This window comes from Nocardioides sp. (assembly GCF_030655615.1).
GTDB lineage: Bacteria > Actinomycetota > Actinomycetes > Propionibacteriales > Nocardioidaceae > Nocardioides.
On the sequence record NZ_JAURVJ010000046.1, the window covers coordinates 1 to 12,623 of the forward strand.

The window sequence follows — 12,623 nt, forward strand, 5'->3', positions numbered from 1 at the left end:
GGCGGCAGCATCGGCGGCGACCCGAGCGGTCACAGCGGCCCGGTGGCCGACGGCGGTCTCGGTGGCGCGGCCCCCGGCGCGGAGTCCCTCGGCTCCTCCGGCGCCATGGGTACGGCGACCCCGACGGGTGCCGCCTCCGACGGCGGTCCGTCCTACGGCGCCGCGGCCGGCATCGCGGGCGGTGCGGCGGCCCTCGGGCTCGGCGGCGCGGCCCTGGCCAGCCGCGGAGGCGGCGGCAGCGACGCCAAGATCGACCAGCTCGCCAGCAGCAACGGCCGCGGCTCCCGCGGCGAGGGCGTCAAGGAGATGCAGGAGCGGCTCACCGCGGCCGGCTACGACACCCAGGGTGCCGACGGCGCCTGGGGCTCCCACACCCAGGCCGCCTACGACGCCTACCGCGCCGACCACCCGCTCCCGGTGCAGTCCGGCCAGGGCTACACCTCGCCCACCGGCTACGACTACAACCAGATCACCGGCGTGCGCGGCAACCCCAACGTCACCCCGGAGTTCCTGCGCCAGGTCGAGGGCATGTCCCAGCGGCTCGGCGCCCGGCCCGAGCACATCATGGCCGCGATGAGCTTCGAGACCGGAGGCCAGTTCTCCAGCGACGTCCGCAACCCGCGCAGCAGCGCCACCGGCCTCATCCAGTTCATGGACTCCACGGCCCGCGGGCTCGGCACGACCACCGGCGAGCTCGCCCAGATGACGCCCACCGAGCAGCTGACCTACGTCGAGCGCTACTTCGAGCCCCACCGGGGCCGGCTCAACGACCTCGAGAGCGTCTACACCTCGATCCTCTCGGGCAGCCCCCAGTCGGGCGACGACGCCCTCTTCACCCGCGGCGACCGGTCCTACGGACCCAACCGCGAGCTCGACGCCAACGGCAACGGCGTCATCACGGCCGCAGAGGCCACCGCACACGTCCGGGCCCGCATGGGCGCCGGCGGCAACTGAAGCACCCACCACCCCAACCAGTAGTTCAACCACAGAAGGAGCAGTTCCATGGCCATGAAGGGTATGGATGTCGAGGCCGGTCGCCAGGCGTCCCAGCAGATCAACCAGGGCTCGCAGGAGCTCGAGGCGCTCAGCGGCAAGATGACCCAGGTCATCCAGGGCTTCGACTGGATCGGACCCGACGCCGACCGCACCCGCGACACGTGGAGCAGCGACTACGTGACCATGCTCCAGAAGGTCACCCAGTCGCTCCAGGAGTTCTCCACCCTGATCAACAACCAGGCGCAGGAGCAGGAGCAGGTCTCCAACTAGGCCCTCGGCCTCCGAAAGGCATCGTGCGCTGCGCGCGTTGACCTTCTCCTCCGTACGGACAGGCCCGCCCACGTTCGTACGACGAGCCACCAGTCCTGCGAGACGCGCCTTCGGCGCGAGGGACAGGACGGGTGACTCGGGTGCTGTGGCCCGGATCGGGCCCAGCCACCGCACCATCGACGGCCGCTGAGGGACTCCCCCTCGGCGGCCGTCGCCGTTCCTGCCCCACTGGTCTAGACCGATCGCCCGTCCCTACCCGAGGAGCCGACATGCAGAGCTGGACCCTCAGCCTCCGGACCGCCGCCGAGACCGGCCTGCCGTCGGTCGACGTCGCGGTGCAGGCGCGCGGCGAGGCGACGGTCGCCGACCTGGCGCGGGCCATCGGCCAGCACGTCGCGCCCGACCAGGCCCACCTGCTCCTCGTGCCCGTCGACGGCGGCCACCCGTGGCCGGCCGACCGGCTGGTGTCCGAGTGCGGGCTGCGCACCGGCGACCTGCTCGACGTCGTCACCGCGCCGGCGTCCTGGCTGACCCGTGTCTCCAGCTCGGCCCGCCCGCGCGCCGTCCTGCGCGTCACCGAGGGACCCGACCGTGGCCAGCGACTCCACGTGCGCGGCAGCTCACTCACCCTCGGCCGCGGCTCCTCGTGCACCCTGCGCCTCACCGACCCGCTCGTCAGCCAGCGCCACGCCCGCATCGTGCTCGGCACCCGCCCGACCGTGTACGACGAGGGGTCGGCCAACGGCACCCTCGTCGGCGGCGAGCGCATCGTCACCGGCCGCGAGATCGACTGGGGCACCCCCATCCGCCTCGGCCGCAGCACCCTGGTCATCGACGCCGGTGAGGTCCCCACCGAGGCCCCGGCCGTCTCCGTCTTCCGGCCGCCGCGGTTCGGCGACCCGCTGACCCAGGACGTCCTCGAGATCCCGTCGCCGCCCACCAAGACCCGGCCCTCGCCGATGCCGTGGGCGATGCTGATGCTCCCGATGATCATGGGCGTCGCGCTCTTCGCGCGGGCCCGCAGCGCCTACGCGATCATCTACATGCTCGCCTGGCCGGTCCTCGGCTTCCTCGGCTGGCGCCAGCAGAAGCGCGCCGCGGAGAAGCAGTTCCAGGAGGACCTCGCCGACTGGCGCGCCGACGTCGACGACTTCATCACCGCGATCGACGAGCACGCCGTCCGCCAGCGCCAGCAGTTCAACGACGACTACCCCGACGACGAGATCCTCCGCACCCGCGCCGCCGCGCGCGACCCCTACCTCTGGGCCCGCTCCGAGACCCGCCAGGCCTTCCTCGTCACCCGGCTCGGCATCGGCACCGTCCCGGCCATGCTGCGCGGCGCGATCACCGACGGCGGCGACCGCGCCACCCGGCGCGAGGTCTCCGAGGAGTTCCGCCAGCGCGACGAGCTCAAGGACATGCCGGTCCTCGCCGACCTCACCGAGCACCCGCTCATCGCCATCACCGGCGACCCGCACGCCGTCGACGGCCTGGTCCGCTCGATGATGCTGCGCCTCGCCTTCGACCACTCCCCCACCGACGTCAGCGTCGCCGGCTGCTTCGGCCGGGCCCGCGCCGGCCACGAGGCCTGGCTGCGCTGGCTCCCCCACGCCACCAGCCGCCTGGGCGGCGAGCCCCCGGTCGCCGTCGGCGCCCGCGCCGCCACCGCCCTGCTCGACCACCTCGTCACCGAGGACACCGGACGCGGCCACACCATCTGCTTCGTCGACGAGGACGCGGGCATCGCGCGACGCACGATCGAGGCCGTCGCCGCGGTCGCCGCCGAGCGCGGCATCCACCTCGTCTGGCTCGGCCGCCACGCCACCGAGGTCCCGGCCGCCACCTCGCTGCGCATCGACCTCGCGACCGGCGAGGTCGGCAAGGCCGACCGGATGGGCATCGCCCACATCGACACCCCCGACGCGGTCTCGCTCGACCAGGCCTGGCGCGCGGCCCGCCTGATGACGGCGTACGTCGACGAGGCGGCGGTCCTCCCGCCCAGCACCGCCATCCCCTCGATCGTCCGGCTGCCCGAGCTGAGCTCGGACTTCGAGGACCTCGACGACGTCGCGGCGGTCTCGCGGCGCTGGCAGCAGTCGAGCGGCCTGCGCGCCCAGATCGGCTCGGGGGTCGACGGCGTCACGACCATCGACCTGCGCGAGGACGGCCCGCACGGCCTGGTCGCCGGCACCACCGGCTCCGGCAAGAGCGAGCTCCTGCAGTCCCTGCTCTGCTCGCTGGCGCTCAACAACCCGGCCTCGCGGATGAACTTCCTGCTCGTCGACTACAAGGGCGGCGCCGCGTTCCGCGAGTGCGCCGACCTGCCCCACACGGTCGGCTACATCACCGACCTCACGCCCGCGCTCGTGCAGCGCGCACTGACCTCCATCGGCGCCGAGATCAACTACCGCGAGCACCTGCTCGGCCAGTACGGCGTCAAGGACCTCGTCCAGCTCGAGCGCGAGCGTCCCGACGTCGCGCCGCCGAGCCTGCTCATCTGCGTGGACGAGTTCGCCGCCCTGACGTCCGAGGTGCCGGAGTTCGTCGACGGGATGGTCAACATCGCCCAGCGCGGCCGCTCGCTCGGCATGCACGTGCTGCTCGCCACCCAGCGCCCGCAGGGCGTCGTCACCGGCAACATCAAGGCCAACGCCGACCTGCGGATCTCGCTGCGCGTGTCCTCGGCCGACGACTCGCGCGACGTCATCGACAGCCCCGAGGCCGCCCGCATCTCGCGTCGTACGCCGGGCCGCGCCTGGATCCGCCGGACCGGGCACGGCACGGCCGAGCTCGTCCAGTCGGCCTGGACCGGGGCGCGGCAACCGATGGCCGGCTCCGAGGTCCCGGTCGTCGTCAACCCCTTCAGTGCCGTGACCGCCGGCCTCGACCTGGGCGGCAGCGAGCAGCGGCTCAACCCCCGCACCGACCTCGAGCGCTGCGTGCACACGATCAACGAGGCGTTCATGGTCTCGGGCGCCACCCCGCCCAAGCGGCCGTGGCTGCCGGCCCTGCCGTCCGAGCTGCCGCTCGACGTCGAGGCCCTGGTCGCCGGCGCCGAGGGCCGCACCAGCGGCCAGGTCACCATCGGCCGCATCGACGAGCCGGAGGCCCAGCGCCAGCCCGAGCTCACCCTCGACTTCGCGGCGATCGGCCACGTCCTGGTCCACGGCGCGTCCGGCTCGGGCAAGACCGAGCTGCTGCGCTCGGCCGCGCTCAGCGCCTCGATCGCCGACACGTTCGGCTCCTACGGCGTCGCGCCCTACATCTACGGCATCGACTTCGCCGGCGGCGGCCTGGCCGCGATCGCCGGCGTGCCGACCGTCGAGGCGATCGTCTCGGAGTCCCAGCTGGGGCGGGTCATGCGGCTCATCCGGCTGCTGCGCCGCACGATGGACGAGCGGGCCCAGGCCCTGTCGGCGCGCGGGTGCGCCGACATCGACGACCTGGCCCGCCAGGGGGCCGCGCTGCCCCGCGTCTACGTGCTCATCGACAACCTCCCGTCGATGGTCGAAAACTTGGAGACCGGAGGAGGTGTAGCCCCGGCTCACGTGGAGAGGCTGCAGTCCGTGCTCCAGAACGGACGACGGGTCGGCATCCACGTGATCGCCACCGCGCCCGGTCGCACCGGGGTCCCGACGTCGCTCGGCTCCACGTTCGGGCGCCGCATCGTGCTGCGGATGACGACCAACGACGACTACCTGATGCTCGGGGTCCCCGGCAACGTGCTCGACAACGACAGCCTCCCCGGCGCCGGCCTCCTCGGCAAGCGCAGCGTGCAGGTGCAGACCACCGGCGGCGCGGGCACCCCGCTCCAGGCCGAGCGCATCGAGACGATCAACCGGCTGCTCCAGCCGCGCACGCAGGGCCGGCCCACCGCGCCGGTCCCGCCGATGCCGACCCGCCTCGACCAGTCCGCACTCCCGGCCCCGCGCGGCTCGCGCGTCGCCATCGCCGTCGACGCCGACGCGGTCGCCGTCCTCGAGGTCGACCTGCTCGCCGGCCCGGTGCTCGTCGCCGGTCGTGCCCGCACCGGCCGTACCGGCGTCCTCGACGGCCTGCAGGCCCTGGTGTCGCGCGGCGACCGTCCCCCGACGGTCATCCGCGAGCGCGACTACGTGTCCACGGCCGCCGCGGTCGACCGCTGGTTGGCGGAACGTTCCGACGGCGGATGGGCGCTCGTCATGGTCGACGACGCACATCTCTGGGATGGTGGAGTCGGAGTCGACGAAGCACGCCGCACTGCGCGGGACCGTCTCCTGGGTGTTCTCGGCACCCACAGCCACCTGATCGGGGTGGTCGTGACGGCCGACACCGCCCAGGCGAAGGCCCGGGGTGGTCCGGAGGGCCTGGTCGAGACCGCCCGCCGCAACCGGCGTGGGTTCCTCCTCACCCCGGAGTGGGCCGACGGCGACGCACTCGGCGCGTCGGTCCCGACCAAGACCACCGAACCGCTCACCGGACCCGGACGCGGGGTGTGGTGCGACGGCGGCACCGCGTGGGTGGCCCAGGTCGTCCACGCCGCACCTCAGGACCCGCACGACGCAGCACTCCAGACAGCACAGGTCGCAGATCAGGGCGCAGGACAGGAGATGTGATGGCAGGCCAGGGCTCGGGCACCAGCCGTACGACGTCGACGCGGCGGTCCGCGTGGAGGGGGCGCGTCGACGCGCTCCTGCCCGCCCGCCTGCGCGGGCGCTCCCGCGACCGCCACTCCCGTGGCGCGGCCGAGCTCTCCGTCCTGGTGGTGACCGGTTCCCTGGTGGCCGGCGTGTTCTTCGGCCAGGGCATCTCCAGCACCGCGGTCGACGTGGCCGACGGCCTGACCTGGCTCAGCGACGAGCCCAACGGCCAGATCATCCAGGTCAACCCCGCCACCGGGAAGCTCGAGGTCAAGCAGGTCGTGGGCAACCCCGGCGACGACCTCGAGGTCACCGCCGAGCGCAACGGCCAGCTCTACGTCGCCGACCACACCTCGGGCCGGCTCCTGGCCCTCGACCTCACGAGCATCCTCGTGTCGGGCCAGCGCCGCATCAGCACCGGCGGCGCGGTCGACACGATCTACAACGACGACGGCGTGTTCCTCGTCGACGGCGAGCAGTCCACCATCGCCGCGATGGACCCCAGCTCGACCGAGGCCCTTGGCTCCATCTGGGTCGCGCCGTCCGGGCTCGCCGACGCGGCGGTCGACGGCAAGGGCACCATCTGGGCCCTCGAGGACGACGGCACCCTCCACCGGCTCGCCTGGTCCGCCGAGCGGATGGCGTTCGACGACGACGACGGCGAGACCGTCGACGGCAGCGGCGAGGGCTCCGTGCTCGTCGCCCACGACGAGGGCGTCACCGTCTTCGGCCCTGACCAGGGCCTGGTCGCCCAGGTCGGCACCGACCACGACCTCGCCGCCGACGCCCCCAAGGTGATCGGCAAGATCTACGCCCCCGAGAAGTCGCCGACCGACCTGGTGCCGGTCGCCGCGGCCGACAACGGCTACGTCGTCCTGCTGACACCGGAGGGCATCATCGAGGTCGACATGGGCTCGATCGACTGCGGCGAGCCCGGCACCCCCGAGGTGTTCAACGACCGGGTCTACGTCCCGTGCATCGGTGAGGGGCGCGTCGTACGCCTCGGTCCCGACGGGCGCCGGGCCGACAAGGACATCCCGACCCCGGGCAGCGACGACCCCGAGCTGATCCTCGACGACGACAACCTCATCATCAACGCACCCGGGGCCCCGCAAGGCGTCGTCGTGCACGACGACGGCAGCACCACCACGATCACCCGTGAGGACGACGCCGTCCCGGCCAACGGCCTGACGTCGAGCACCACGCCTCCGCAGAACCCCGCCCAGGACCTGATCGACGACCTCCTCGACCTCGGCGGCAACGACGAGGAGGAGGACAGTCCTCCCCCGGCCCCGAGCAACCCCGGACCGTCCACCCCGCCCCCGACGACCACCGGCGGCGGGCCCGGCAGCGGGAACGGCAACGGTGGTGGCGGCAACGGCGGCGGCAACGGCGCCACCCCGCCGCGCTGCGACGACCCGACCACCCCCGGCGCACCGAGCCCCACCGGCAACGGCGGCCCGAGCGGCCAGGGCACCCCGACCTCGCCCGCACCCACGTCCCCCACCTCGGGCCCGACCTCGCCGCCCACGACCAGCGCCAAGGGCAAGGGCGGCGGCAAGGGCAAGGGCGGCTGCGGCAACGGCGGCGGCACCACCGGTGGGGGCGGCAACGGCGGAGGCAGCGGCGGCAGCGCCGGCCAGCCCGTCACCGCACCGACCGACGTGACGGCCGAGGCCATGGCCGAGGGCCAGGTCCGCCTCACCTGGCGGCACTCCGCGATCCCCAAGGCCGACGCCTTCGTCATCCGGGCGAGCAACGGCCAGACCTTCAAGCCCCTCAAGGGCTGGGTGCGCGAGTCGTTCGTCGACGCGCCTCCCGGCGTGGCCACGACCTTCACCGTGACCGCGGTGGTCGGCTCCCGCGTCGCGCCGTCCTCCCCCAGCAACACGGTCATCACCACCGCGCGGCCAGGGGCTCCCCAGGTCGCTGGCACGGCGGCCTACAAGGGCAACAACAACGAGGAGATCTTCGCCGTCGAGGTGCGGTGGGCCGGCGCCACCGCCAACGGCAAGTCGATCACCGGCTACGACGTCGCGATCACCACCACCAACGGCGGCCAGCAGACCCAGACGCTGCCCGGCAACCAGGACCGCACCGAGTTCACGTGGACCTGCAGCCGCCAGACCGACGCCGACTGCAAGGTCGGCGGCGACTACGAGGTGACGGTCGTAGCCCGCAACGAGCTCGGCCAGGGCCAGGTCGGCGTCTTCCGTGGCGTCGCCCCGGCCCAGCCCCCGCCGCCGCTGCCGGCCGGCAACCGCCAGGTCGTCGACGGCTCGAGCCCCAAGACCTCCGACGCCGCCCCCGACGGCAGCGGGTCGATCGTCCTCAAGCTCAAGCCGCCCACCGACTGGGCGCGCTTCCCGGGCACGTGCCTCTACTCCCTCGACGGAGGCACCGCGCTGCCGCTGGCCTGCAACGCGGCCACGGTCACGGTGAGCTACAACAACGGCACGATCTACGAGCCCGACACCGGCTCGCTCGACCACCGCGTCGTGTTCCTGGCCCAGAACGACCGGGGCACGGCGACCAGCGCGGGCTACACCTTCACCACCAAGCAGACGCCCCAGGTGGTCCCGGTCGAGCCCGACCCCAACTGCCCCGCGGGGCAGGTCTGCCCGATCCCCTGACCTTCCCGTCGACGCCGAGGAGCAGCCACACCATGACCGCCCTGATCAACCCGACCGCGCCCGGCGAGCAGGAGATCGCGGCCTTCGGCCGGCTCCACCAGCGCCTCGGCGACGCCGTCGAGGTCGCGGTCCACGGCAAGCGGGCGGTGGTCGACCTGGTGCTGGTGGCGACGTTCGCGGGCGGCCACGTGCTGCTCGAGGACGTCCCCGGCACCGGAAAGACCACGCTGGCCCGGGCGGTCGCCCGCGCCATGGGCGGCCGTGTCGGGCGCATCCAGTTCACCCCCGACCTGCTGCCGAGCGACGTCACCGGGACGACCGTGTTCGACCCCCGCGACGGGCAGATCCGCTTCCGCGAGGGACCCGTCTTCGCCAACGTCGTCCTGGCCGACGAGATCAACCGCGCCGCCGCCAAGACCCAGTCGGCGCTGCTCGAGGTGATGCAGGAGCGCACCGTCACCGTCGACGGCGTCGGGCACCCGGTCCCCCGGCCCTTCGTGGTCGTCGCGACCCAGAACCCGATCGACCTCGAGGGCACCTACCGGCTCCCCGAGGCCCAGCTCGACCGCTTCCTCCTCCGCACCTCGCTGGGCTACCCCGACGCCGAGCACGAGATCGAGGTCCTGCGCCCGGGCAGCACGGCCGGCATGGTCGACGACGTACCCGCCGTGACCACGCCCGCCGAGATCGCCGCCGTCGCCGACCAGCTCTCCCGGCTCCACGTGGCCGACCCGATCCTGCGCTACGTCCGCGAGATCGGTACGACGATCCGGCGCGACCCCCGCGTGCGCGTCGGGGTCAGCACCCGTGGGCTCAAGGCCCTCGTCGGGTGCCTCCAGGTCTACGCCGCCGCACGCGGCCGCCACTACGTCGTGCCCAGCGACGTCCAGCGCCTCGCCGAGCCGGTGCTGGCGCACCGCACCGTGCTGGCCCGTGACGCGGTGCTCGCCGGCCACACCAGCGAGGGCGTCGTCCACGAGGTGCTCGAGACCGTCCAGCCCCCGCAGCCCGACGCGGGCTGATGGGCCTGCTCTGGGCGAGCACGACCGGGCGCGGACGAGCGGTGTCCGTGCTCGGCCTCCTGCTGCTCGCGGCCGGTCTCGCTTGGGACTACCTCCTCGTCGCCGGCCTGGGCGGGTGCCTCCTGGCCCTCGTCGTCGTCGAGCTCGTCGCGGTGATCGCCGCGCGCCCCGTGTCGGTCGACCGCGACATCGAGCCGCGGGTCGTCGTGCGCCAGTCCCCGTGCGAGGGCCGGCTGCTCGTGCGCGGACGTCGCCGCCGCGGCCTGGTCCGCCTCGACGTGGCCGACCGCGTGCACGGCGCGCTGGTGCCGGTGGTGCTGCCCGACCACGTCGACCCCGACCAGCCCGGTGCCCGCGTCGTCTACCCGATCCCCACCCCGCGCCGCGGCCTCGTCGACGTCGGACCCGTCCAGGTGCGGCTCGCCGGGCTGACCGGGATGGCCGCCCGCTCGACCGAGTCCGGCACCGTCGACCAGGTCCGGGTGCTGCCCCGCCGGGTGCCGGTGAGCGGGATGATGGCCGGCCACCGGCGCGCCCTGACCGGCGCCGACGAGGCCAACGAGCTGGGCGGCACCGACATCGTCGGGCTGCACGAGTACGCCATGGGCGACGACCTGCGCCGCCTGCACTGGGCGACGAGCGCCCGTACCGGCACGCTGATGGTCCGTGAGGACGCCGAGCCGTCGCAGGCCCACGTGTGCGTGCTGCTCGACGACCGCGCGTCGGCCTACCTCGGGGACGACGGGCTCTTCGAGGAGGCCGTCGAGATCGCCGCCGCCCTGTGCCGCAGCGGCGTCGAGGACGGCATCCCCGTCCGCCTCCACACCGTCAGCGACCGCCGCGAGGTGCGGGTGCCGGGCTCGGTCAGCCGTCGCCCGCTCCAGGAGCACCAGGACCTCGACTGGCTGCTGGCCGAGATCGACCTGACCAGCTCGCTGTCGCGGATCGAGCTGCACAGCCGCGACCTCGACGTCGCCGTGGCCGTCACCGGTCCCGGTGCCGACCTGCGCGAGCTCGGCCTGGCCCTCGGCGAGGCCCCCACCCGGGTCCTGGCCGTCGTCGACCCGTCGCCGCTCGTCGGCGCCCACCAGGAGGCCGGGCTGCTGGTGCTGCGCGGCGCCACGTCGGTGTCGCTGGCGATGACCTGGGACGCGGCGGTGCACCGGTGAGCGCCGACACCGACAGCCTCCTCGGTCGCGCGCTGCGGCTGGTGTGGCCGGTCGCGCTCGTCCTGCTCGGCGCGCTCGTGCTGGCCACCGCGTGGCACCGCTGGACGATCTCGCTGCTGTTCGCCCTCGTGGCCGCCGTACCGCTCCTGCTGCTGCGTGGCGCCCTCCGGGCCGGGATGTCGAGGTGGTTCGCGACCTCGATGATCGTGCTGCTGTCGGTGATGGCGGCCTACCTCGCCACCACCGGCGCCGACCTGTCCCTCGAGCAGACCGTCCAGGACGTCATCCCGCGGCTGCTGACCGCGCCCCAGCCCTACGCCGCCCGCGCCGACCTGCTGGTCGGCCCGCTGCTGCTGACCGCGCTGGTCTCGATCCTCGTCGGCCTGCGGGTCGACAGCCGGCTGCGGGTCGAGCCCGTCGCCGGCGGCGCCGTCCTCTACGTCGCGGGCGTCCTGCTCACCGCCGGCACCGCCGACCCGGCCGGCCTGGTCGCCGTGCTGATGCTCGTCGTGGCCCTGCTCGGCTGGGTCTTCCTCGACGAGCACGGCGAGCCCGTCCGGCAGCGGCTGTCGCTCGCCGGCCCGGTCGCGGTGGTCGGCGTCGGCGCGCTGGCCGCGCTCGCGACGCTGCCCGTCGGCTCGGCGTTCGAGCCGCGCGAGCTCGTCGACCCCCCGACGGTCGACGTCGTCGCCAGCAACCCCCTCACGCAGATGGGCGCCTGGGCCAACAACCCCGGCGACGAGCTGCTCAAGGTCCGCGGTCCCGAGGTACCGCTGCGGCTCGTCGTGCTCGACGAGTACGACGGCACCCAGTGGACCTCCTCCACCTCCTTCGAGCAGGTCCGCAGCGACGGCCGCACCGGTCTCGAGCCCGGTCCCTACCGCCAGGACTCGACCGTGCAGGTCGAGTTCGCCGGCCTCGGCGGCAACTGGCTCCCGGCCCCCGGGACGCCACTCTCGGTGGCCCACGAGGGAACGCTCGTCGACCCCGCGACCGGCACCCTGTTCTCGCAGGGCGAGACCGAGGGGGTCGTCTACGAGGTCTCCGGCGCCTTCGACGCCCCGCCGACCGAGTCGCTCGACGCCGCGCAGGTGCCCGAGGACGGCTTCGAGGACCTCACCGAGCTCCCCCAGCTGCCCAAGCCGCTGGCCGACTTCGCCGCCCAGGTCGGCGCCAACGCCGCGACCCCCTACCAGCGCGCCTCGGCCATCGAGGCCCTCGTGCGCGACGAGTACGAGCTCTCGCCGACCGCCATCTCCGGCTCCGCCCTGTGGCGCATCGACCAGTTCCTGCTCGGCGGGCCTGGCAAGCCCGGCGGCGGTGTCGGCACCTCGGAACAGTTCGCCACCGCCTTCGCCGTCCTCGCCCGCTACAACGGCCTGCCGACGCGGGTCGTCGTCGGCTTCCGCCCCGGCGAGGCCCAGGACGACGGCACCCGGGTCATCCACGGCGAGGACGCCTTCGCCTGGGCCGAGGTCTACTTCCGCGACCTCGGCTGGGTGCCCTTCTCCCCCACCCCCGACGACGACACCTTCACGCGTCCACGCCCGATCGAGGCGACCGAGCCCCGGCTCCCCGAGGAGGCCGACACCGGCTCCCCGATCCCGCTGCCGCCGACCCCGACCACCGAGACCGAGGACCCCGAGTCCTCCGACGCCGTCGGCCGTACCTCCGCGGACCGCTTCGACGGCCCCTCCGCCCCGATCCTCCTCGGCACCGGCCTCGGGCTGCTGCTCGTGCTCCTGGTGCTGCTCCGCACCGGCCGCCGCGTCGCTCACGCCCGCCGCGGCCCCGCCGGCGCCTGGGCCGAGGTCGTCGACGCCATGCGCCTCTCCGGCATGCGCCCTGCCCCCCACCAGCCCGGCCCAGAGGCCGACCGCGATCATGGCCAGCACATGATCCGCACCCAGCAGC

Annotated in this window: 7 protein-coding genes; all 7 read left to right on the plus strand. The window is 74.0% G+C overall.

Annotated features, from left to right (window positions below; all coding sequences use genetic code 11):
* The coding region (locus Q7T52_RS04245) for a peptidoglycan-binding protein (RefSeq protein WP_304799713.1) at positions 1-954 on the plus strand (954 nt) is incomplete at its 5' end.
* A 48-nt stretch (positions 955-1,002) separates the two neighbouring features.
* Positions 1,003-1,266: a hypothetical protein gene (locus Q7T52_RS04250; RefSeq protein WP_140010383.1), complete on the plus strand. Its 264-nt coding sequence runs from the start codon at positions 1,003-1,005 to the stop codon at positions 1,264-1,266.
* Between the two features lie 269 nt (positions 1,267-1,535).
* A complete protein-coding gene (locus Q7T52_RS04255) occupies positions 1,536-5,861 on the plus strand; it encodes an FtsK/SpoIIIE domain-containing protein (protein WP_304799718.1) in 4,326 nt (1,441 codons plus the stop codon).
* Entirely contained in the window at positions 5,861-8,518 is a 2,658-nt protein-coding gene (locus Q7T52_RS04260; RefSeq protein WP_304799720.1) for a hypothetical protein, read from the plus strand. Before Q7T52_RS04255 ends, Q7T52_RS04260 begins: the two co-directional genes overlap by 1 nt.
* A 32-nt stretch (positions 8,519-8,550) precedes the next feature.
* On the plus strand, positions 8,551-9,540 hold the full coding sequence (locus tag Q7T52_RS04265) for a MoxR family ATPase (protein ID WP_304799721.1): 990 nt from the start codon (positions 8,551-8,553) through the stop codon (positions 9,538-9,540).
* Positions 9,541-9,587: 47 nt separating this feature from the next.
* The gene (locus Q7T52_RS04270; RefSeq protein WP_304799723.1) at positions 9,588-10,709 is read left to right on the plus strand and encodes a DUF58 domain-containing protein; all 1,122 of its coding nucleotides are present in this window, start codon (positions 9,588-9,590) and stop codon (positions 10,707-10,709) included.
* Positions 10,706-12,623: DUF3488 and transglutaminase-like domain-containing protein (locus tag Q7T52_RS04275; protein ID WP_304799724.1), on the plus strand; the 1,918-nt coding region annotated here is incomplete at its 3' end. The genes Q7T52_RS04270 and Q7T52_RS04275, both read left to right, overlap by 4 nt.

Bases quoted from the DNA above. Each gene is read 5' to 3' on its own strand.
- Q7T52_RS04255 (WP_304799718.1), top strand. From the start codon at position 1,536: ATGCAGAGCTGGACCCTCAGCCTCCGGACCGCCGCCGAGACCGGCCTG.
- Q7T52_RS04260 (WP_304799720.1), top strand. From the start codon at position 5,861: ATGGCAGGCCAGGGCTCGGGCACCAGCCGTACGACGTCGACGCGGCGG.
- Q7T52_RS04265 (WP_304799721.1), top strand. From the start codon at position 8,551: ATGACCGCCCTGATCAACCCGACCGCGCCCGGCGAGCAGGAGATCGCG.
- Q7T52_RS04250 (WP_140010383.1), top strand. From the start codon at position 1,003: ATGGCCATGAAGGGTATGGATGTCGAGGCCGGTCGCCAGGCGTCCCAG.